Annotated in this window: 15 protein-coding genes; 10 read left to right on the forward strand and 5 right to left on the reverse strand. The window is 53.8% G+C overall.

Annotated elements, in window-relative coordinates:
• Positions 1-121: 121 nt before the first annotated feature.
• Positions 122-1,705, forward strand: coding sequence for a TerC family protein (locus RYZ59_RS11490; RefSeq protein ID WP_318048093.1), 1,584 nt, complete (start codon positions 122-124; stop codon positions 1,703-1,705).
• A gap of 43 nt (positions 1,706-1,748) precedes the next feature.
• Here RYZ59_RS11490 and asmA read toward each other — a convergent pair whose 3' ends face one another.
• The 3 genes from asmA to udk form a co-directional block, all read right to left on the reverse strand.
• The gene (gene asmA / locus RYZ59_RS11495; RefSeq protein ID WP_318048020.1) at positions 1,749-3,602 is read right to left on the reverse strand and encodes an outer membrane assembly protein AsmA; all 1,854 of its coding nucleotides are present in this window, start codon (positions 3,600-3,602) and stop codon (positions 1,749-1,751) included.
• Between the two features lie 26 nt (positions 3,603-3,628).
• Positions 3,629-4,210, reverse strand: a complete 582-nt coding sequence (gene dcd / locus RYZ59_RS11500) for a dCTP deaminase (protein WP_003036774.1) — start codon at positions 4,208-4,210, stop codon at positions 3,629-3,631.
• Between the two features lie 91 nt (positions 4,211-4,301).
• Entirely contained in the window at positions 4,302-4,943 is a 642-nt protein-coding gene (udk, locus tag RYZ59_RS11505) for a uridine kinase (RefSeq protein ID WP_005128328.1), read from the reverse strand.
• Positions 4,944-5,258: 315 nt separating this feature from the next.
• On the opposite strand from udk, the gene RYZ59_RS11510 reads away from it, so the two are divergent.
• Positions 5,259-8,588, forward strand: a complete 3,330-nt coding sequence (locus RYZ59_RS11510; RefSeq protein ID WP_318048091.1) for a diguanylate cyclase — start codon at positions 5,259-5,261, stop codon at positions 8,586-8,588.
• Here the strand turns inward: RYZ59_RS11510 and alkA are convergent.
• Complete coding sequence (alkA, locus tag RYZ59_RS11515) at positions 8,556-9,425, reverse strand: DNA-3-methyladenine glycosylase 2 (RefSeq protein WP_318048019.1); 870 nt, start codon at positions 9,423-9,425, stop codon at positions 8,556-8,558. The two genes, RYZ59_RS11510 and alkA, sit on opposite strands and share 33 nt — an antisense overlap.
• 136 nt (positions 9,426-9,561) lie before the next feature.
• Here alkA and yegD point away from each other — a divergent pair, with 136 nt between their 5' ends.
• Positions 9,562-10,914 carry a molecular chaperone gene (gene yegD / locus RYZ59_RS11520; RefSeq protein WP_318048018.1) on the forward strand — a complete coding sequence of 451 codons (1,353 nt, stop codon included), beginning with the start codon at positions 9,562-9,564 and terminating at the stop codon, positions 10,912-10,914.
• Between the two features lie 99 nt (positions 10,915-11,013).
• Here yegD and RYZ59_RS11525 read toward each other — a convergent pair whose 3' ends face one another.
• Positions 11,014-11,073 carry a type I toxin-antitoxin system Ibs family toxin gene (locus tag RYZ59_RS11525; RefSeq protein ID WP_137378378.1) on the reverse strand — a complete coding sequence of 20 codons (60 nt, stop codon included), beginning with the start codon at positions 11,071-11,073 and terminating at the stop codon, positions 11,014-11,016.
• A 279-nt stretch (positions 11,074-11,352) separates the two neighbouring features.
• On the opposite strand from RYZ59_RS11525, the gene RYZ59_RS11530 reads away from it, so the two are divergent.
• The 7 genes from RYZ59_RS11530 to yegQ all read left to right on the forward strand — a co-directional run bounded on the left by RYZ59_RS11530 (position 11,353) and on the right by yegQ (position 23,862).
• On the forward strand, positions 11,353-12,600 hold the full coding sequence (locus tag RYZ59_RS11530; RefSeq protein ID WP_318048017.1) for an MdtA/MuxA family multidrug efflux RND transporter periplasmic adaptor subunit: 1,248 nt from the start codon (positions 11,353-11,355) through the stop codon (positions 12,598-12,600).
• The gene (locus RYZ59_RS11535; RefSeq protein ID WP_202038967.1) at positions 12,600-15,722 is read left to right on the forward strand and encodes an MdtB/MuxB family multidrug efflux RND transporter permease subunit; all 3,123 of its coding nucleotides are present in this window, start codon (positions 12,600-12,602) and stop codon (positions 15,720-15,722) included. Before RYZ59_RS11530 ends, RYZ59_RS11535 begins: the two co-directional genes overlap by 1 nt.
• Complete coding sequence (mdtC, locus tag RYZ59_RS11540; RefSeq protein ID WP_318048016.1) at positions 15,723-18,803, forward strand: multidrug efflux RND transporter permease subunit MdtC; 3,081 nt, start codon at positions 15,723-15,725, stop codon at positions 18,801-18,803. It begins immediately after the preceding gene.
• Positions 18,800-20,212, forward strand: a complete 1,413-nt coding sequence (locus RYZ59_RS11545) for an MFS transporter (RefSeq protein WP_318048015.1) — start codon at positions 18,800-18,802, stop codon at positions 20,210-20,212. Before mdtC ends, RYZ59_RS11545 begins: the two co-directional genes overlap by 4 nt.
• Positions 20,212-21,615 (forward strand): two-component system sensor histidine kinase BaeS, encoded by a 1,404-nt coding sequence (gene baeS, locus RYZ59_RS11550; protein WP_137382237.1) that lies wholly within the window; start codon positions 20,212-20,214, stop codon positions 21,613-21,615. Before RYZ59_RS11545 ends, baeS begins: the two co-directional genes overlap by 1 nt.
• Positions 21,612-22,334: a two-component system response regulator BaeR gene (gene baeR / locus RYZ59_RS11555; protein WP_137382236.1), complete on the forward strand. Its 723-nt coding sequence runs from the start codon at positions 21,612-21,614 to the stop codon at positions 22,332-22,334. The genes baeS and baeR overlap by 4 nt, the downstream gene beginning before the upstream one ends.
• Before the next feature lie 166 nt (positions 22,335-22,500).
• Positions 22,501-23,862, forward strand: coding sequence for a tRNA 5-hydroxyuridine modification protein YegQ (gene yegQ / locus RYZ59_RS11560; RefSeq protein ID WP_040231866.1), 1,362 nt, complete (start codon positions 22,501-22,503; stop codon positions 23,860-23,862).
• The last annotated feature ends 83 nt before the right edge of the window (positions 23,863-23,945 follow it).

Genomic DNA, 23,945 nt, shown 5'->3' on the forward strand with positions numbered 1-23,945 from the left:
TTCTCGCCCCAGTCATGATATAAAGGGCAGAGAAATCCCTTCTCGCCATTGCATTTTTCGTCGGTTTTACCCATGATCGAATTGTGACAATTGTCATATAACTATGGGTATAGCATTTACTATGGAATGGATTGCCGATCCGTCAATCTGGGCCGGACTCGTCACGCTAATCGTGATAGAACTCGTTCTTGGCATTGATAATCTTGTTTTTATTGCCATCCTCGCGGAGAAACTCCCGCCATCCCAGCGAGATAAGGCGCGTATTACCGGGCTACTATTGGCAATGGTTATGCGCCTGCTGCTGCTGGCGTCAATATCATGGCTGGTGACGCTGACCACACCTCTGTTCAGCATTCGGGACTTCAGCTTCAGCGCCCGTGACCTGATCATGCTATTTGGCGGCTTCTTCCTGCTATTCAAAGCGACGATGGAGCTTAACGAAAGGCTGGAAGGGAAAGATAGCGACAATCCCACCCAACGTCGGGGTGCGAAATTTTGGGGCGTGGTCGCGCAAATAGTGGTACTGGATGCCATTTTCTCACTGGACTCGGTGATCACCGCTGTTGGTATGGTTGATCATCTGGCGGTCATGATGGCGGCGGTGATCATTGCCATCAGCCTGATGATGTTGGCCAGTAAATCGTTGACCCGCTTTGTTAACAGCCACCCAACTATTGTTATTCTGTGCCTGAGCTTCCTGCTGATGATTGGTTTCAGCCTGGTCGCGGAAGGCTTCGGTTTTCGCATACCGAAAGGCTATCTGTACGCGGCTATCGGCTTCTCGGTCATGATAGAAGCCCTGAACCAGTTGGCTATTTTTAACCGTCGTCGTTTCCTGTCGGCTAACCACACGTTACGCCAGCGTACCGCCGAGGCAGTGATGCGCCTGATAAGCGGTCAAAAAGAAGATGCCGAGCTGGATGCTGAAACTGCCGCCATGTTGGCGGATCATCATGAAGGTCAGATTTTTGCACCACAAGAACGGCGGATGATTGAGCGCGTACTGAACCTTAATCAGCGAACCGTCAGCAGCATCATGACGTCACGCCATGATATCGAGCACATTGATCTCAATGCGCCGGAAACAGAAATTCGCACACTACTGGAGAAAAACCAGCATACGCGTCTGGTCGTAACCGGAGAAGATGAGCAGGAAGAACTGCTCGGTGTGGTGCATGTGATTGACCTTCTGCAACAGTCGCTGCGTGGCGAACCGCTCGATTTGCGCGTCTTGCTTCGCCAGCCATTGGTATTCCCGGAAACCCTGCCGCTTCTTCCGGCGCTGGAGCAGTTCCGTAATGCCCGTACGCACTTCGCTTTTGTGGCCGATGAGTTTGGTTCGGTGGAAGGAATTGTGACGCTGAGCGACGTGATGGAAACCATCGCGGGTAACTTGCCAAATGAAGTCGAAGAGATCGACGCTCGTCATGATATTCAGAAAAACGCCGATGGGTCGTGGACGGCAAACGGTCATATGCCGCTGGAAGACCTGGTGCAGTATGTCCCGATCCCATTAGATGAGAAACGTGAGTATCACACCATCGCCGGGCTGTTAATGGAGTATCTGCAGCGTATCCCGAAAACCGGAGAGGAAGTACAGGTTGGTGATTATTTGCTGAAAACCTTGCAAGTAGAAAACCATCGGGTGCAGAAAGTCCAGTTGATACCACTGCGCAGTGAAGAAGAGATGGATTACGAGGTATAAGCGATATGCCGGATGGCGCTAAAGCGACATCCGGCAATAGAGATCAGAGTTTATCCAGCAGCTTTTTAACGTCTTTGCCGTTGCGAGAGTCTTTGTTGCGATCGGCCCAGTCGTTCAATCGACGTTTTGCTTCATCCTGCATGTGCTTACGCAAGAGTTGGTCCACCTGCAGGTTATAGTTCAACGACTGCCACTTGCCATAGACCCTGAGCGGAACCGGGGTCGCTTTGAGGAAATCGATCAATTTGCTTTCCCCATGCCATCCGCCCAGCACGCGTACGTTAAACTGAGTATCACAATTTTGCTCAACCAGATCTAACGTGCCCTTACCCGAAAGCGCCAACATGGCAGACTGCCCTTCCATGTTATCCAGCGTAACCTTGCCGTTATCCAGCGTCAGATCGGTCACAAAGCGATCCAGCCGCGTCGCATTATCCAAATCCTGCTGTGAGCTTGCATTGCCGCCGCTACGTTCAACCGCCTGTTGCACCAGTTGCTGGAAGTTCATGCCTTCCATACGCGTGCCGCTCATCTCAACATTGGCCTGTCCCTGCCAGCTGTGACGAAATGCCTGCGCATCGATGTCAGAGCCCGAAAAATCGCCAGTCAGTGACAGCTTGCCAGTAAGGGCTATCGGATAGTCAAAGGCTTTCAGGATAGTGCCGATTTCTACGCCTTCCAGCCGTGGGTGAAAGACTGCCCGAGGAGAGCCTTTTCTGGCATCCAGCGAGCCAGGAAGCGAGATCAATCCACCGTCATTTTTTCCCTGCAACTCATTGATATTCAACAAGCCAGCCTGGTTGACGATTTTTGCAGAAACATTATCAAATGCCATTTTCCGCCAGAGAACTTTATCCGCCTGTAGTGCAATATTGGCGGAAAATCCTTGCAGTCCCTGATAAGAGACGGCATCAACCTGCGAGGCAATGACCGGTCGCGCCAGCGTCGACTGGCTCTGACTCTGCTGTGCCCCGGTATCTGTCGCCGCCAGAGCGTCATGCTGTACGATCAGATTATCCAGATTGAGCTGGCCGAATTTCAGATCGACGTCCCATGCGGGTTTCTCCGCCAGCGTCACCTGCGCTTGCCCGGCGAGTGAACTGTCATTGGCAGTTAAGTTAATCTGCGTAAAGTTGAGCTGTTTTTTCTCTTCCTGCCACCGGGCCTGAAGCTGACCCTGGCCGCGGATCCCCTGCGGCGGCAAGTCAGCGCCCTGTAACTGCCAGCTCAGCTGTTCAATGTTAGCGACTAAATCATGCGGATAGTCTGACGCATCGACAGCGCCGCTGATCGACAACGTCAGGTCGCGCTGGTCGCGGTTAACACGGCCGGTGAAATCGAACGTTCCGCGATGCTGGGCATCCTGTTCCATATTCAGGTGAATATCACGAACCGTTATCTGTTCATCGTCTTCATGCTGGAATACCAGAACGCTGTCAGCCACGCGCAGGCGAGCGATATCGAACGACCATCCACGATCTTCTGCCAGATCCGGCAGTGTATTATCTTTTGGCGCAACAGGGGCATCGACTCCGCGCACAGCCTCGGTTTCAGGTATGAGTTGAATCACCGCGCCTTTGAGCATGACTTGCTTTACGCTGAGTTGGTGACTCAACAACGGCCACAAGGCGACGTCCAGACGCATATTGTCGGCACGAACAAGAGGTTCGCTGGCGCCTTCGGCCGTTAGCACCATGCGCCCGGAGAGGATGCTCAACTGGGGCCATACGTGCCAGCGCAGAGGACCATCCAACTGCAGTTGATATCCGCTACGCGCAGCAACTTGCTTCACCATGTATGCGCGAAAATCGTTCGGATTCACCAACAATACTAACGCAGAGAAACCGGCCACCAGCACGACCAGAAGAATCATCAGCGTCGTCAGAAATCGTCTCATGCTATCCCCAATGGACTGAAAAACACTCAGTCTTTATCGATCCGGCTGGCTACCGCGCCCTGCTGATCGCGATACTTCGCATCCTGGCGACGGTTGTAAGGTCGCGCTGCCGGGCCGGAAAGCGGTTCGAAGCTCAGCGCACCAATCGGCATACCGGGGCGCAGCGCCAACGGTAATTTTCCTGAGTTGTAAAATTCCAGGACGATGCAGCCCGACCAACCCGGATCAATACGGTGTGCCGTAACGTGTACCATCAGGCCCAGACGTGCCAGCGAAGAACGACCGTCTAACCAGCCAACAAGGTCGGAAGGTAGCGTAACGGACTCGAAAGTTACCGCCAGCGCTAATTCACCCGGATGCAGGAAAAACGCTTCACCATCTTTGAGGACAATTTCATCACTCATTACGCGGTCAAGCGCAGCGCTGACCTCATCCTTCGGCCCGCTCAAATCAATATACGCCGCCGTATGACCGCGGAACGTACGAAATTTGTTACCAAGACGCACATCTACCGTTGCGCCATTGATACGCTCGACAGGAGGACGTGGATTGATCGACAAACGACCTTCATCCAACCAGGCTTCAATATCTCGGTCACATAAACGCATGGCACTTTCTCCTTTCGTGCTTCAACCCCTTAATGCCAGGCGCATTAAGGGTGAACCAGGTTATCACTGAACGGTACACAATTCGCTGAACTTATTCAAAGAACTGACTGATTTTCGCCTTCAGAATATCGATAGCAATGCGGTTTTTACCCCCGCGAGGCACGATGATATCGGCGTATTGTTTTGAAGGCTCAATAAATTGCAGGAACATCGGACGTACGGTTTTTTGGTATTGCGCCATCACCGAATCCATTGAACGACCACGTTCATTCACATCCCGCTTGATACGGCGCATCAGGCAAATATCCAACGGCGTATCAACAAAAATGGAGAAGTTCATTTCGTCACGCAAACGCGCATCCGTCAGCAACAAAATGCCTTCCAGGATAATGACTTTCTTGGGTTCAATATGAATAGTTTCTTGTGTGCGCGTGTGTTCAACATAGCTATAAACGGGCAATTCAATGGCGGAACCACGTTTAAGTGTTTGCAGATGCTGAAACAGCAAACTGTGATCCATCGCGTTCGGATGGTCGTAGTTCGTTTTTACGCGTTCTTCCATCGACAGATGGCTTTGATCTTTGTAATAGCTGTCTTCGGGAATAACGCCAATATGTTCGTCACCGACTTGTTCACGCAATTCGCGATAAAGGGTACTGGCAATAAGACTCTTGCCGGAAGCCGATGCGCCGGCAATGCCGATAATGACGCACTGATGGGACTGATCAGTCATAAATTTAGCGACCTGATTAACCTGGATGTAAGGAAGGGCGGCGTCGAAACGCCAAACGCGGCAATTATAGGGATTTCAGCAGCGCGATGCCAGCCCAGGCTGCACCAATGCTTTCCCTGTCGCAAATTAAAACGGTTAATTTTAAAGCAGGCTCAATTTTTATTCACCCGCCTTAGGAATTAATGGCTTGAGCGTGTTAATTTATGAGCAACTGGCGTATAAATTGTAAATTATTTGTACTAGCATAAACGAAGATTAAACGTGATGCGGCCGGTAACTCTGCTGGCCGACATCGGCTATTTGGGTAAAGTGGTAATGAGTAAACAATTCCAACATGTTTTAGTTACCCTACCCCATCCTCTGCTGCGCCTGGCCAGTTTAGGTCTGGTGGCATTTATCTTTACGCTATTCTCGCTGGAGCTGTCGCGTTTCGGTACCCAACTGGCACCGCTTTGGTTTCCAACCTCAATCATGATGGTGGCGTTTTACCGCCATGCAGGAAAAATGTGGCCCGGGATAGCGCTGGCTTGCGCATTCGGCAGCATCGGCGCGTCTTTGCTGTTTTTTCCTGGCGGTTCGCTTAACTACACTTATACGACCATCAATATTATTGAAGCGGTCGCCGGCGCGATGTTATTGCGCAAACTGCTCCCCTGGTATAACCCCTTACAGAATCTGAATGACTGGGCGCGTTTGGCGTTAGGTAGCGCCGTCATCCCCCCGCTGTTAGGTGGTGTGCTGATGTGGCTACTGCTCCCGGAAGGAACCTCGTTAAATACGTTTCTCATTTGGGTGCTTTCCGAATCCATCGGCGCGCTGGCGCTGGTGCCATTGGGTCTGTTATTCAAGCCTCATTATCTGCTGCGCCACCGCGATCCACGTTTACTGCTTGAGACCCTCATCACGCTGCTCGTCACCTTAACGTTCAGTTGGCTCTCCATGATGTACGTGCCGTGGCCGTTTACCTGCGTCATTGTGTTGCTGATGTGGAGCGCAGTCCGTTTGCCACGTATGGAAGCATTTTTAATTTTCCTCAGCACCGTCATGATGGTCTCTCTGATGCTGGCTGCCAACCCATCGCTGCTCTACACGCCAAAAGCGAATGTGATGACCAGTATTCCGTGGCTGCCGTTTTTGATGATTCTGTTGCCAGCCAACATGATGACTATGGTGATGTACGCATTTCGGGCCGAGCGAAAACACATCTCTGAAAGCGAATCGCGTTTTCGTAATGCAATGGAATATTCCGCGATTGGCATGGCGCTGGTCGGTACCGAAGGGCAGTGGTTACAGGCAAACAAGGCGTTGTGTCAGTTTCTTGGCTACAGTCAGGATGAACTGAGAGCGCTGACCTTCCAGCAGCTCACCTGGCCGGAAGATCTGAATAACGACCTCGAACAACTCGGCATGTTGGCCCGTGGTGAAATCGATAGCTACTCCATGGAAAAGCGCTACTACACGCGTGCGGGCGACGTCGTCTGGGCATTGCTGGCCGTTTCGCTGGTACGCCACAGCGACAACACCCCGCTCTACTTTATTGCGCAGGTTGAAGACATAAACGACCTGAAGCACACCGAGTGGATGAATAAGCGACTGATGGAACGCATTACTCTCGCCAACGAAGCGGGCGGTATTGGTATCTGGGAGTGGGAACTGCAACCCGACGTGATCAGTTGGGATAAGCGCATGTTCGATCTCTATGAAGTCCCGCCGCATATCAAACCCAGTTGGCAAGTCTGGTACGAGTGCGTCGTACCGGAAGATCGCGAGCATGCTGAAAATGTGATTCGCGACTCTCTGGCCGCACGAATTCCCTTTAAACTCGAATTTCGTATTGCGGTACGTGACGGCGTGCGACACATCCGCTCGTTGGCTAACCGGGTGCTGAATAAAGACGGAGAAGTTGAACGCTTACTCGGCATTAATTTGGATATGACCGAGGTGAAGCAGCTCAACGAAGCGTTGTACCAGGAAAAAGAGCGCCTGCACATCACGCTGGACTCAATCGGCGAAGCGGTGATTTGTATTGATGTCGACATGAATGTGACCTTTATGAACCCGGTTGCCGAGAAGATGAGCGGCTGGCAGCAGGATGACGCAATAGGTATTCCATTACTGACAGTGCTGCGTATTACCTTTGGCGATAACGGGCCATTGATGGAAAACATCTACAGTGCCGATATGTCACGTACTGCCATAGAGCAGGAGGTGGTTTTGCATTGCCGTAACGGCAACAGTTACGACATTCAGTACAGCATTACGCCACTCAGTACCCTTGACGGCGGCAGCATTGGCTCCGTACTGGTCATTCAGGACGTCACCGAGTCGCGTAAGATGTTACGCCAGCTGAGCTACAGCGCGTCGCATGATGACCTCACCCATCTTGCTAACCGGGTCAGTTTCGAGAACCATCTGAAACAATTGCTACAAGCCGTACACGATACGCATCAACGCCATGTTCTGGTCTTTATCGATCTGGATAGGTTTAAAGCCGTGAACGATAGCGCGGGCCATGCCGCTGGCGATGCCCTGCTGCGCGAACTGGCTTCTCTGATGCTCAGCATGCTGCGTACCAGCGATGTACTGGCACGTCTCGGTGGCGATGAATTCGGCCTGTTGCTGCCTGATTGCAACATCGAAAGCGCTCGCTTTATCTCAGGCCGTATTATCAGCGCCATCAACGAGTATCAGTTCAGGTGGGAAGGCCGTCTGCACCGCATAGGCGCCAGTGCGGGTATTACGCTGATCGATGAGAAAAATCATGTCGCGACTGAGGTCATGTCTCAGGCAGATATCGCCTGCTATGCCGCCAAAAACAGCGGACGTGGCCGGGTCTGCGTGTATGAACCTCAGCAAAGTCAGACGCACACCTCACGGGAACTGCTGTCGTTTGATGAACAGAAACACATTATTGCACACAACCCGATGCTCATGATCGCCCGGGGTGTGGCCTCTCCACGCATTCCTGAGACATTCAGCTTCTGGCTCCTCTCACTGCGCCTGGGAACAGAGGACGGTGATGTTATCGAAGAGCATATCTTCCGTACCGGGCTCGTTGACCCTGCGCTTAATCATGCGCTTGACCGCCGGGTTTTTAACGAATTTTTCCAGCATGCAGCGACGGCGATTGCCAGTAAGGGACTCAGTATTGCCCTTCCCCTTTCTGCCGCCGGACTGTTGAGTACCGAACTTGTGGATGAACTGCTGGCGCAGTTGCAACGTAGTCCGCTACCACCACGCTTATTACACCTGACCATTCCAGCCGGAGTGATGAAATCGCATCCAGCTCAGAGCCTATCGGCCATTCAGCGGCTTCGTCACGCGGGTTGTCGGATTATTTTAAGCCAGGTTGGACGCGACTTAGAGATCGTTGAAAATCTGAAGTTTCACACCGTCGATTACCTGTTACTCGACAGTGAGATCAGCGCCAGTGTTCACGGCAACCTGATGGATGAAATGTGGGTTTCTATTATCCAGGGCCATGCGCAGCGACTGGATATCAAAACAATCGCCGGCCCCGTGCAAATGCCGCTTATTATGGACGCACTTTCTGGTATCGGTATTGATATGATCTACGGCGACATCATTGCTGATGCTCAGCCGTTGGATCTGCTACTCAATACCAGCAACTTCGCTATCAACTGACGGCTGCCACCTTTCCGTATACCAGATATGCAATAACGCATAGGAGCGCCACGGCTTCCAGCGCTCGGCATAGCGCCGGATCTGGGCTGGTGTCATGCCCGGAAAGCGTTGTTTGATCAAATAATCGTCAGGAAGAAAAACATCTTTCGCCTGCCAACCGCGTAGCGCGAAATAATTGGCAGTCCAGCGTCCTATACCGGGAAACGTTTGTAAGTGCTTTACGCCTTGCTCAATATCAGCTGGTGCAACCAATGCAAGCCTTCCGGTAAGCGTTGCTCGTGCCAGATGAATGAGCGCTTCGGCGCGTTTGAGCGGCATCCCTAAGGCTTTCAGATGCAAAGGCTCAGCAGCAGCCAGCGCTTGTGGTGTGGGAAAACACACATACTCAGGCACCTCATCAAGCCTGTCACCGTAGGCGTGTACAACTTTCGCGGTCAGTTTTGCCGCCATGGCAACGCTCACTAACTGGCCTAATATCGCCCTCACACCTTGCTCAAAAGCATCGACAGAGCCCGGCAGCCGCAGGCCAGGACGCGCTGCGCCCAGGCTGCCGAGAGCGTTAACAATATGCTGTGGACAGCAGCCAAGATCGAACAACCGCTCAATTTTGGCCAGGCAGTCTGGTGCAACGGGCTGTAACCCCGGACTTAGCCTGACCTGAAGCTGGTGTGTCTTCAGGTCAGGCACTACACTCACCAGCCCGCGATACTCACCGATTGCCAGGCTCCTGGCGTAATACAGCTCCCCGACGGTTTCGACGCCTTCCACCGCACGGGCGGCAAGAAACCCTAGCATCCAGGACCAGTCATAGGGCGGCTGCCAGCTCAGTGTTAACATTCAGGTGTCCTTTTTAGTTAAAGCTACAGCATAAACGGTATTCAATCGATACGCCTTGCTTTCATATTCCAGTTGTCGGGGCGGCAACATTTCGCTAAAGTCACGCCCCTTCTTCACTGGCATGGGGATTTCTACGGTGTTTATTGGTTTTGACTACGGTACGGCAAACTGTTCAGTAGCCGTAATGCGTGACGGGCAGCCACACTTGCTCAAAATGGAAAATAACAGCACGCTACTGCCCTCAATGCTTTGTGCGCCTACGCGTGAAGCGGTGAGCGAATGGTTGTATCGCCATCATGATGTCCCCACGACGGATGCCGAAACACAGGCGCTTCTGAGTCGTGCGATGCGTTATAACCGCGATGAAGACATCGATGTTAGCGCCAATAGCGTGCAGTTTGGACTGGCGTCACTGGCGCAATACATTGACGACCCGGAAGAGGTTTACTTTGTTAAATCGCCAAAATCATTCCTGGGTGCCAGCGGCCTGAAGCCGCAGCAGGTTGCGCTATTTGAGGATTTGGTCTGCGCGATGATGCTGCATATTCGCAATCAGGCGCAAAAGCAGCTACCTGAAGCCATCACCCAGGCCGTTATTGGTCGCCCGATCAACTTCCAGGGGTTAGGTGGCGATGATGCCAACGCCCAGGCGCAGGGTATTCTTGCGCGTGCGGCAAAGCGTGCTGGTTTTCAGGATGTGGTTTTTCAGTACGAGCCGGTAGCCGCGGGTCTGGATTTTGAAGCAACCTTGCAGGAAGAAAAACGCGTACTGGTGGTGGACATCGGCGGTGGTACCACTGACTGTTCGCTACTGCTAATGGGACCGCAATGGCATCAGCGCGCCGATCGCGAAAACAGCCTGCTGGGACACAGCGGCTGCCGCGTGGGCGGTAACGATCTGGATATTGCGCTGGCCTTTAAACATCTGATGCCACTGTTGGGTATGGGCGGCGAAACGGAAAAAGGCATCGCATTGCCGATTTTACCCTGGTGGAACGCGGTCGCGATCAACGATGTTCCGGCACAAAGTGATTTCTACAGCACCGCCAACGGACGTTTACTCAACGATCTGATCCGCGATGCACGTGAAGCAGATAAAGTGGCGCTGCTGCTTAAAGTCTGGCGTGAACGCCTGAGTTATCGCCTGGTTCGCAGCGCAGAAGAGAGCAAAATTGCGCTTTCTGACCAGACAAACGTTACCGCGGCACTGCCGTTTATCAGCGATGCGCTGGCCACTGCTATCAGCCAGCAAGGACTGGAAGCGGCGTTAAACCAACCGCTGGCACGTATTCTTGAGCAGGTTCAGTTAGCGCTGGATAACGCGCAGGAAAAACCGGATGTCATTTATCTGACCGGCGGTAGCGCCCGTTCACCGCTGATCAAAAAAGCCCTTGCTGAACAGCTTCCGGGGATCCCTATCGCCGGTGGCGATGACTTCGGCTCTGTCACCGCCGGGCTGGCTCGCTGGGCGGAAGTGGTTTTCCGCTAAGCTGCTCGCAGGCTGAAAAGCGTGCGTATTGACATCATCGTTACTGTGGATTACTTTCAGGAGTGAGGGTTAGGGAGGTTTTACCCTCCCCCTGGTGTCTTAGTAAGCCGAGAAGCTAATGACTAAGAGTATCACCAGTATGATGACCTGCTTCATCATAACCCTTTCCTTTTTTTGGCCCCTTCCTCGGGAGGGGTTTTCCCGTTCCAGCGTCCCGCTGAAATCTCTGGCTTGCCTCCTTATTGCCTTGACCACACTCTGGCACACTATTTCGCATTGGTGATTTTCGCTGCTGATTGTTGCGTAATGCCTCGCAAAGCCGCGCCGTCATTCAGACGAATCCCTACAGTGTTTCATAATTCCTCCATTTTTCTCCCTTGTTCACTGGCTAAACTAGTATCATTCCGCGAAACGTTTCAGGATGAGAAACTCATAACAATGAAAGGCCGTAACAAATCCCGCTGGGTGATAGTAATCGTGATCGTCGTGGCCGCCATCGCCGCCTTCTGGTTCTGGCAAAGTCGCAGCGAACCTCAGGGAACAGCCCCCGGCGCGACCCGTCAGACACAGCCCGCTCCGGCAACGGGACGGCGAGGAATGCGTTCCGGTCCGTTGGCTCCGGTTCAGGCGGCGACGGCAGTCGAACAAGCCGTTCCACGCTATCTGACCGGGCTGGGTACCATTACTGCCGCGAACACCGCGACGGTACGCAGTCGCGTGGACGGCCAACTCATCGCCATACACTTTCAGGAAGGGCAACAGGTGAAAGCCGGCGATCTGCTCGCCGAGATCGACCCGAGCCAGTTTAACGTTGCGTTGGCGCAGGCGCAGGGACAGTTAGCGAAAGATAAAGCCACGCTGGCCAATGCTCGTCGCGACCTCGCCCGCTATCAGCAATTGGTCAAAACGAATCTGGTCTCTCGTCAGGAACTGGATGCGCAACAGGCGCTGGTCAACGAAACACAAGGGACGATAAAAGCCGATGAAGCCAGCGTCGCCAGCGCGCAATTGCAACTCGACTGGAGCCGGATAACGGCTCCAGTTGATGGTCGGGTAGGCCTGAAGCTTGTGGATGTGGGTAACCAGATATCCAGCAGCGATACCACCGGGATTGTCGTCATTACACAAACCCATCCTATTGATCTGGTTTTCACTCTGCCAGAGAACGATATCGCGACCGTCGTACAGGCACAGAAATCGGGGACGCCACTGAAAGTTGAGGCCTGGGACCGTACCAACTCGCAAAAACTGAGCGAAGGCGTGCTGCTGAGCCTCGACAACCAGATTGACGCCACCACCGGCACCATCAAAGCAAAGGCCCGCTTTAACAACCAGGACGATGCCTTGTTCCCGAATCAGTTTGTTAACGCTCGCATGCTCGTCGATACCGAACAAAATGCCGTCGTGATCCCGACTGCCGCACTACAAATGGGTAACGAAGGCCACTTTGTCTGGGTGCTGAACAGCGACAACAAAGTCAGCAAACATTTGGTTAAACCAGGTATTCAGGACAGCCAGAACGTCGTTATCTCCGCCGGACTGTCCGCGGGCGATCGCGTCGTCACCGACGGAATTGATCGTCTGACGGAAGGGGCTAAAGTCGAGGTCGTGGAGGCTCACGCCGCCACCGCTAGCGACGACAAAGCCGCACCGCGCGGTTATGGCAAAAAAGGAGCGAGCTCCTGATGCAGGTGTTACCTCCCGGCAATACAGGCGGCCCGTCCCGCCTGTTTATTCTGCGCCCCGTCGCTACCACTTTGCTGATGGTCGCGATTCTGCTTGCCGGTATCATCGGCTACCGTTTCCTGCCCATTGCGGCATTACCGGAAGTGGATTACCCCACCATTCAGGTCATAACGCTCTATCCCGGAGCCAGCCCGGATGTCATGACGTCTGCGGTTACCGCTCCGCTTGAACGCCAGTTCGGGCAGATGTCCGGCCTGAAACAAATGTCCTCCCAAAGTTCCGGTGGGGCATCGGTCGTCACGTTGCAGTTTCAACTGACCCTGCCACTGGATGTTGCCGAGCAGGAAGTTCAGGCCGCCATCAATGCTGCCACCAATTTATTACCGAGTGACCTACCTAACCCACCGGTTTACAGCAAAGTTAATCCAGCGGATCCGCCGATCATGACGCTGGCCGTCACCTCGAGCGCCATGCCGATGACGCAAGTGGAAGATATGGTGGAAACCCGTGTCGCGCAGAAAATCTCCCAGGTTTCCGGTGTTGGCCTGGTGACACTTTCTGGCGGCCAGCGTCCGGCGGTCCGCGTGAAGCTTAATGCACAGGCGATTGCAGCGCTCGGTCTGACCAGCGAAACCATCCGTACGGCGATTACCGGCGCCAACGTCAATTCCGCCAAAGGGAGTCTTGATGGACCAACGCGCGCCGTTACGCTTTCCGCTAATGACCAGATGCAGTCTGCAGATGAGTATCGCCAGTTAATCGTTGCCTATAAAAATGGTGCACCAGTACGACTTGGTGATGTCGCCACCGTCGAACAAGGTGCAGAAAACAGCTGGCTTGGGGCATGGGCCAACAAACAACAAGCCATCGTGATGAACGTACAGCGTCAGCCTGGCGCAAATATTATCGCCACGGCGGACAGTATTCGGCAAATGCTGCCGCAACTGACGGAAAGCCTGCCGAAATCGGTGAAGGTAACTGTACTTTCGGATCGTACGACCAATATTCGCGCTTCCGTTGCCGACACTCAGTTCGAACTGATGCTGGCAATTGCGTTGGTCGTCATGATTATCTACCTGTTTCTGCGCAATATTCCTGCCACCATCATTCCTGCAGTTGCCGTTCCGCTATCGCTGATCGGGACCTTCGCGGTAATGGTCTTTCTTGATTTCTCCATCAACAACCTGACATTGATGGCGCTGACCATCGCCACGGGTTTTGTGGTGGATGATGCCATTGTGGTTATCGAGAATATTTCGCGCTATATCGAAAAAGGGGAAAAACCACTGACCGCAGCCCTGAAAGGTGCAGGCGAGATTGGTTTTACCATCATCTCCCTGACGTTTTCATTGATTGCAGTATTGATCCCACTGCTATTCATGGGCGATATCGTCGGGCGCTTGTTCCGCGAATTCGCCGTTACGCTGGCGGTAGCGATTCTGATTTCCGCCGTCGTATCGCTAACCCTTACGCCGATGATGTGTGCGCGCATGCTCAGTCAGGCGTCATTGCGTAAACAAAACCGCTTCTCCCGCGCCTCAGAAAAAATGTTCGATCGGGTGATTGCCGGATACGGACACTGGCTGGCAAAGGTACTTAACCACCCGTGGTTAACGCTTAGCGTAGCCCTCGGTACGTTGGCCCTGAGCGTCATGCTGTGGGTGTTTATCCCAAAAGGCTTCTTCCCAATTCAGGATAACGGCATTATTCAGGGTACGCTGCAGGCTCCACAATCCAGTTCATTTGCCAGCATGGCTCAGCGTCAACGCCAGGTTTCCGATGTGATCCTCAACGATCCTGCGGTAGAAAGCCTGACGGCCTTCGTGGGGGTTGACGGCACTAACCCCGCGCTGAACAGTGCACGTCTGCAAATTAATCTTAAACCGTTGGATGAACGCGACGATCGCGTACAGAAAGTGATCGCCCGATTACAGGATGAGGTAGACAGAGTCCCTGGCGTTGACCTTTATCTCCAGCCCACGCAGGATCTGACGATTGATACCCAGGTCAGCCGAACGCAATACCAGTTTACGTTACAAGCTAACTCTCTTGACGCCCTCAGCACGTGGGTCCCACAGCTGCTTGAAAAATTGCAGCAGTTACCACAATTGTCTGATGTTAGCAGCGACTGGCAGGATCAAGGGTTGGTCGCGTATGTGAACGTCAATCGTGACAGCGCCAGCCGTTTAGGGATCAGTATGGCGGATGTCGATAACGCCCTGTACAACGCCTTCGGACAGCGTTTGATTTCGACTATCTACACACAGGCAAACCAGTATCGCGTGGTGTTAGAGCATAACACTGACAGCACACCGGGACTTGCCGCGCTGGATACCATTCGTCTGACCAGTAGCGATGGCGGAATCGTACCGCTCAGCGCTATCGCCAGCATTGAGCAGCGTTTTGCCCCGCTTTCGATTAACCATCTCGATCAATTCCCGGTAACGACTATCTCGTTCAATGTGCCAGATAATCAGTCGTTGGGCGATGCGGTACAGGCGATTCAGGATGCCGAAAAAACACTTAACCTGCCCGCAAATATCACCACTCAGTTCCAGGGCAGTACGCTGGCCTTCCAGGCTGCCCTGGGCAACACCATCTGGCTGATTGTGGCAGCAGTGGTCGCGATGTATATCGTGCTCGGCGTATTGTACGAAAGCTTTATTCACCCGATTACGATTCTCTCTACGCTTCCCACTGCGGGTGTCGGGGCGTTGCTGGCGCTCATGATTGCCGGCAGCGAACTGGACGTGATCGCGATCATCGGCATTATTTTGCTCATCGGGATCGTGAAGAAAAACGCCATCATGATGATCGACTTTGCCCTTGCCGCGGAACGTGAGCAGGGAATGTCACCGCGCGATGCCATTTTCCAGGCCTGTCTGCTGCGTTTTCGCCCTATCCTGATGACCACGCTGGCAGCGCTACTGGGGGCGTTGCCACTGATGCTAAGTACCGGTGTAGGTGCAGAGTTACGCCGTCCATTAGGTATTGGCATGGTTGGCGGTTTGCTGGTCAGCCAGGTCCTGACGTTGTTTACCACACCGGTGATTTACCTGCTGTTTGACCGACTGTCGCTGTATGTGAAAAACCGCTTCCCGCGTCAGCGAGAGGACGCGTAAATGAAATTTTTTGCGCTTTTCATCCATCGCCCGGTGGCGACCATTCTTATTTCCGTCGCCATTACCCTGTGCGGCATACTGGGCTTTCGTCTGTTGCCAGTGGCCCCCCTGCCGCAGGTTGATTTTCCGGTAATCATGGTCAGTGCATCACTACCGGGAGCATCACCAGAAACAATGGCGTCATCTGTAGCAACCCCACTGGAACGCTCGCTTGGGCGGATCGCGGGCGTAAATGAGATGACATCAAGCAGCTCGCTTGGTAGCACGCGCATTATTCTCGAATTTAAATTTGACCGCGACATCAACGGTGCAGCACGGGACGTACAGGCCGCCATTAACGCGGCGCAAAGCCTACTGCCCAGCGGGATGCCCAGCCGCCCAACGTATCGGAAGGCCAACCCTTCAGATGCCCCGATCATGATCCTGACGCTGACATCGGACACGTACTCGCAAGGTGAATTATACGATTTCGCCTCGACGCAACTGGCGCAGACCATCGCACAAATCAACGGCGTCGGTGATGTGGATGTCGGAGGAAGCGCTCTTCCCGCCGTGCGCGTGGGGCTTAATCCGCAGGCGCTGTTTAACCAGGGGGTATCGCTGGACGCGGTGCGTAGCGCTATCGATAACGCCAACGTACGTAAACCGCAGGGCGCTATCGAAGATGAAACCCATCGCTGGCAGGTACAAACCAACGATGAGCTAAAAACCGCGGCGGAATATAAGCCAGTTATCATCCACTATAACAACGGCGCAGCTGTGCGACTGGGGGATGTTGCATCTGTCAGTGATTCGGTGCAGGACGTACGCAATGCGGGGATGACCAATGCCAAACCGGCCATTCTGTTGATGATCCGCAAACTGCCGGAAGCCAATATTATTCAGACGGTCGACAGCATTCGCGCCAAACTACCGGAGCTACAAACGATGGTCCCGGCCGCTATCGATCTGCAAATCGCCCAGGATCGTTCACCCACTATCCGCGCCTCGCTGGCTGAAGTAGAGCAAACGCTGATTATCTCCGTGGCGTTGGTTATCCTGGTGGTGTTTGTCTTCCTGCGCTCCGGGCGTGCCACCCTAATCCCCGCTGTGGCGGTTCCGGTCTCGCTGATTGGTACGTTTGCCGCGATGTATCTGTGTGGATTTAGCCTCAACAATCTGTCGTTGATGGCGCTAACCATCGCAACGGGTTTTGTCGTCGATGATGCCATTGTGGTACTGGAGAACATTGCACGCCATCTCGAAGCGGGAATGAAACCGTTACAGGCGGCGCTACAAGGCACGCGCGAGGTGGGTTTCACCGTTCTCTCCATGAGCCTGTCGCTGGTGGCGGTGTTTCTGCCACTGCTGTTAATGGGCGGGCTGCCAGGGCGACTGTTACGCGAGTTTGCCGTCACCCTGTCGGTGGCTATCGGTATTTCACTGCTGGTATCGCTGACGTTGACGCCGATGATGTGCGGCTGGATGCTCAAATCCAGCACGCCACGCGAACAATCACGTAAGCGGGGATTTGGCCGTGTACTGGTGGCATTACAACAAAGCTACGCCACTTCGCTGAAGTGGGTGCTACGCCACACACGCATGGTGGGCGTGGTGCTACTCGCAACCATTGCCCTGAACGTCTGGCTCTATATTTCAATCCCCAAAACCTTCTTCCCGGAACAGGATACCGGCGTACTCATGGGCGGTATCCAGGCCGATCAGAGCATTTCGTTTCAGGCGATGCGAGGCAAACTGCAGGACTTTATGAAGATCATCCGCGACGATCCTGCGGTGAATAACGTCACCGGGTTTACCGGCGGTTCACGCGTCAACAGCGGAATGATATTTATCACCCTGAAGCCTCGTGGAGAACGCCACGAAACGGCGCAACAGGTGATCGACCGCCTGCGTGTGAAGCTTGCCAAAGAACCCGGCGCAAACCTGTTTCTGATGGCGGTGCAGGATATTCGCGTCGGCGGTCGTCAGGCTAATGCCAGCTACCAATACACTCTGTTGTCAGATGACCTCGCCGCACTACGCGAATGGGAACCGAAAATTCGTAAGGCGCTGGCCGCCCTGCCCCAGTTGGCGGACGTTAACTCCGATCAGCAGGACAACGGCGCAGAAATGAATCTGATCTACGATCGTGACACCATGTCACGTCTGGGAATCGACGTTGAAGCTGCCAACAGCCTGCTGAATAACGCCTTTGGTCAGCGACAAATTTCAACCATCTATCAGCCGATGAACCAGTACAAAGTGGTGATGGAAGTCGACCCACGCTACACCCAGGATATCAGCGCCCTGGACAAAATGTTCGTCATCAACAGCGATGGCAAAGCAATACCGTTGTCGTACTTTGCCAAATGGCAACCGGCAAATGCGCCGCTATCGGTGAATCACCAGGGGTTGTCTGCCGCCTCAACCGTATCATTTAACCTGCCGACCGGTTCTTCACTTTCTGAAGCGACGGAGGCCATCAACCGAACCATGACCCAGCTTGGAGTACCGTCAACGGTACGTGGTAGCTTTGCGGGTACCGCGCAGGTATTTCAGGACACCATGAACTCACAGGTGATCCTGATTATCGCCGCCATCGCCACCGTCTATATCGTGCTGGGTATGCTGTATGAAAGCTATGTTCACCCACTGACTATTCTCTCCACGCTGCCTTCTGCCGGCGTTGGGGCCTTACTGGCGCTGGAGCTGTTCAATGCCCCGTTCAGCCTAATCGCCCTGATAGGGATCATGCTATTAATTGGCATTGTGAAGAAAAACGCCATCATGATGGTCGATTTTGCGCTGGAAGCGCAGAGAAATGGCAAGTTGCAGCCGGAAGAAGCGATTTTCCAGGCCTGCCTGCTGCGCTTTCGCCCAATAATGATGACCACGCTGGCGGCCCTGTTTGGTGCGCTGCCGCTGGTATTATCCGCAGGTGACGGCTCTGAACTACGTCAACCATTGGGGATAACTATTGTTGGCGGGCTGGTTGTCAGTCAGCTACTGACGCTGTACACCACTCCGGTGGTCTATCTCTTTTTCGACCGTCTGCGTCTGCGTTTTTCGCGTAAAAACAGCAAACCGGTAGCAGAGTTATGACAGAACTTCCCGACAGCACCCGCTGGCAACTTTGGATTGTGGCATTTGGCTTTTTTATGCAGTCGCTGGATACCACCATCGTCAACACCGCGCTTCCCTCGATGGCCAAAAGCCTCGGGGAAAGCCCACTGCATATGCACATGGTCATTGTGTCGTATGTACTTACCGTCGCCGTAATGCTCCCTGCCAGCGGTTGGCTGGCCGATAAAATCGGTGTGCGCAATATATTCTTCACCGCGATCATTCTGTTTACGCTGGGATCGCTATTTTGCGCCTGGTCCGGAACGCTGAATGAACTGGTGATGGCTCGCGTGTTACAAGGTGTAGGCGGCGCGATGATGGTGCCCGTCGGCAGGTTGACGGTGATGAAAATCGTCCCACGCGAGCAATACATGGCGGCAATGACATTCGTCACCTTGCCCGGTCAGATTGGTCCTCTTCTGGGCCCGGCATTAGGTGGCATCCTGGTGGAATATGCCTCCTGGCACTGGATATTTCTGATTAACATTCCGGTTGGCATTGTCGGGGCAATAGCGACGTTAATGCTGATGCCCAACTACACCATGCAAACTCGCCGTTTCGATCTTTCTGGATTCATTATGCTGGCTGTCGGCATGGCGGTACTCACGTTAGCGCTCGATGGTAGTAAGGGAACCGGCATTTCCCATATCACGCTGGCAGCGCTGGTTGTCTGTGGCGTACTGGCGATCCTGCTGTATCTGAAACACGCCCACAACAACCCTCGTGCACTGTTTAGTCTGCATCTGTTTCGTACACACACCTTCTCGTTAGGGCTGTTCGGCAGCTTCGCCGGGCGGATTGGTAGCGGGATGTTGCCGTTCATGACCCCGGTATTTCTGCAGATTGGATTAGGGTTTTCGCCATTTCATGCCGGATTGATGATGATTCCGATGGTGCTGGGCAGTATGGGAATGAAACGCATCGTGGTCCAGGTCGTCAACCGGTTTGGCTACCGTCGCGTACTGGTCACCACCACGCTTGGCCTGTCGATGGTCAGCCTGTTGCTGATGAGCACCGCGTTACTCGGTTGGTATTACGCCCTGCCGTTCATACTGTTCTTACAGGGGATGGTCAATTCTACCCGCTTCTCATCAATGAACACGCTGACGCTAAAAGACCTGCCGGATGACCTCGCGAGCAGCGGCAACAGCCTGCTGTCAATGATCATGCAACTGTCGATGAGTATTGGGGTAACCATCGCCGGTCTGTTGTTAGGCATGTTCGGGCAACAGCATATCGCCATCGACAGCGCGTCTACGCATACCGTCTTTATGTATACCTGGTTGTGCATTGCGTTCCTTATCGCACTGCCCGCCCTCATTTTTGCCCGCGTGCCGAACGACACGCAGACCAACGCGGTGATTTCACGGCGCAAAAGGAGCACCTGATGAAGTTCTGGCGGCCCGGTATCACCGGCAAACTCTTCCTGGCTATTTTCGCCACCTGCATTGTGCTGCTGATCAGTATGCACTGGGCCGTGCGCATTAGCTTCGAACGCGGTTTTATTGACTATATCAAGCACGGTAACGAACAGCGGCTGCAAATGCTCAGCGATGCGTTAAGCGAGCAGTACGAGCAGCACGGCAACTGGCGATTCTTACGCAATAACGATCGTTTTGTTTTCCAGATCCTGCGCTCTTTTGAACACGACAATGACGATGATAAACCGGGACCCGGCATGCCGCCGCACGGCTGGCGTACGCAATTTTGGGTGGTCGATCAAAGTGCCCGTGTGCTGGTCGGCCCGCGCGGCCCAGTTCCTCGCGACGGCATGCGCCATCCCATACGCGTTAACGGTAGCGAAGTGGGCGCCGTGATCGCCTCCCCCGTAGAACGGCTGACGCGGAATACGGATATCAATTTCGACATGCAGCAAAGACGATCCAGTTGGCTTATTGTGGCGCTCTCCACGATCCTTGCCGCGCTGGCGACGTTTACGCTGGCGCGCAGCCTGCTGGCCCCGGTTAAGCGGTTGGTGGAAGGCACACACAAACTGGCGGCCGGCGATTTTACCACCCGCGTGGTTCCCACCAGTACCGATGAACTGGGTAAACTGGCGCAGGATTTCAACCAGCTCGCCAGTACGCTGGAAAAAAACCAGCAGATGCGCCGGGACTTTATGGCTGATATCTCTCACGAACTGCGCACGCCGCTGGCTGTTTTGCGCGGCGAACTCGAAGCCATTCAGGATGGTGTCCGCCAGTTCACGCCCGACTCCGTTGCCTCTTTGCAGGCTGAAGTGGGTACGCTCACCAAACTGGTAGACGATCTCCACCAGCTTTCTATGTCTGATGAAGGGGCGCTGGCCTACCAGAAAACCTCGCTGGACCTGATCCCTCTGCTGGAAGTGGCGAGCGGCGCGTTTCGCGAACGCTTCGCCAGCCGTGGACTGACGATCCAACTTTCACTCCCGGACAGCATGACGGTCTTTGGCGACAGGGATCGCCTGATGCAACTGTTTAACAACCTACTGGAAAACAGCCTACGCTACACCGACAGCGGTGGCGGTCTGCATATCAGCGCCGAACAGCGCGAGCGGATGGTGTTACTAACCTTCGCCGATTCCGCTCCCGGCGTTAGCGACGAACAGCTACAGAAACTGTTTGAACGTTTTTATCGTACCGAAGGGTCCCGTAACCGGGCCAGCGGAGGGTCCGGGCTGGGGCTGGCGATTTGTGTCAACATTGTCCAGGCGCATAATGGTCTGATCCGCGCCGCCCATTCGCCTTTTGGCGGGGTTAGCATTACAGTAGAGTTACCGCTGGAACGCGACTTACAGAGAGATGTATGACTGAGTTACCCATTGATGAAAACACGCCGCGTATTCTGATCGTGGAAGACGAACCCAAGCTGGGGCAACTGCTCATCGACTACCTGCGTGCGGCAAGCTATGCCCCTACGCTCATCAACCACGGCGATCAGGTGTTGCCTTACGTACGCCAGACGCCACCCGACCTGATCTTGTTAGATCTGATGTTGCCAGGTACCGACGGTCTGACTTTGTGTCGGGAAATTCGTCGTTTCTCTGACGTCCCGATTATGATGGTGACCGCCAAAATCGAAGAGATTGACCGCCTGCTGGGGCTGGAGATCGGCGCAGATGACTACATTTGTAAACCGTACAGCCCGCGGGAAGTCGTCGCACGAGTGAAAACGATCCTGCGCCGGTGTAAGCCACAGCGCGAGTTGCAACAGATGGATGCAGAAAGTCCGCTGATCGTCGATGAAGGCCGTTTTCAGGCATCGTGGCGTGGAAAAATGCTCGACCTGACGCCCGCTGAATTTCGCTTACTCAAAACGCTGTCGCATGAACCGGGAAAAGTGTTCTCCCGCGAGCAATTGCTCAACCATCTCTACGATGACTACCGCGTCGTTACCGACCGCACCATCGACAGCCATATCAAGAACCTGCGCCGTAAACTGGAATCGCTGGATGCAGAGCAGTCGTTTATCCGCGCGGTCTATGGCGTAGGATATCGCTGGGAAGCCGATGCCTGCCGGATTGCTTAATCTGCCAGAAGTCAATCAAGGCCGGGTAAGGCAAAACGCCCCCCCGGCACAATAACTTTACCTGCCCGTCACGCAGCGATACAATGCCCGCCCTTAATATGGGGGCACTCCCCCAACCGTTTCATTCAGTGAAGCGAGTCTGACCTGTCATCAGAACGAGAAAATTATGTTTAAACCGGAACTCCTTTCCCCGGCGGGAACGCTGAAAAATATGCGTTACGCTTTCGCTTATGGCGCAGATGCTGTGTATGCGGGCCAACCGCGCTACTCTCTGCGTGTGCGCAACAACGAATTCAATCACGAAAACCTGCAGCTCGGCATTAATGAAGCCCATGAACTGGGTAAAAAATTCTATGTGGTGGTTAACATTGCCCCGCATAACGCCAAGCTGAAAACCTTCATTCGTGACCTGAAACCCGTTGTGGAAATGGGGCCGGATGCGCTGATCATGTCCGATCCAGGTCTTATCATGCTGGTGCGTGAGAACTTCCCCGATATGGACATTCACCTGTCGGTACAGGCTAACGCCGTAAACTGGGCAACGGTAAAATTCTGGAAGCAAATGGGCCTGACCCGCGTGATCCTGTCCCGCGAACTGTCGCTGGAAGAAATTGAAGAGATCCGCACCCAGGTTCCGGATATGGAGATTGAAATCTTCGTTCACGGTGCGCTGTGCATGGCCTACTCCGGCCGCTGCCTGCTCTCCGGCTACATCAACAAGCGCGACCCTAACCAGGGTACCTGTACCAACGCCTGCCGCTGGGAATACAACGTGCAGGAAGGTAAAGAAGATGTGGTGGGTAATATCGTGCACAAATACGAACCCATCCCGGTACAAAACGTGGAACCGACGCTTGGGATCGGCGCGCCTACCGACAAAGTGTTTATGATTGAAGAAGCCCAGCGTCCGGGTGAATACATGACCGCGTTCGAAGACGAACACGGCACTTACATCATGAACTCAAAAGATTTACGCGCAATTGCCCACGTTGAACGCCTGACCCAGATGGGCGTACATTCGCTGAAAATCGAAGGCCGCACCAAGTCTTACTATTACTGCGCCCGTACCGCACAGGTCTATCGTAAAGCCATTGACGATGCTGCAGCCGGTAAACCGTTCGATCCGCAACTGCTGGAAACGCTGGAAGGCCTGGCGCACCGTGGTTATACCGAAGGATTCCTGCGCCGCCACACGCATGACGACTATCAGAACTACGAATACGGTTTTTCTGTTTCCGAACGTCAGCAGTTTGTCGGTGAATTCACCGGCGAACGCAAAGGCGATCTGGCCGCTGTGCTGGTGAAAAACAAATTCACCGTCGGTGACAGTCTGGAGCTGATGACGCCGCAGGGTAACGTCAATTTCACCCTTGAGCAGATGGAAAACGCCAAAGGCGAAGCTATGCCAGTTGCGCCTGGTGATGGTTATACCGTATGGATGCCCGTACCGCAGGATATCGATCTGAATTATGCATTACTGATGCGTAATTTTGCCGGTGAGTCCACGCGCAATCCACATGCTAAGTAGTTAATTACGGTTATTTTTCAGCGTTCGGAAGATTCTTAGAAATCGATCACATACCGTTTCGTTCATTAAGGGTATTATCCCAC

Source organism: Citrobacter sp. HN-141, from assembly GCF_033341895.1.
In the GTDB taxonomy this organism is placed as follows: Bacteria; Pseudomonadota; Gammaproteobacteria; order Enterobacterales; family Enterobacteriaceae; genus Citrobacter.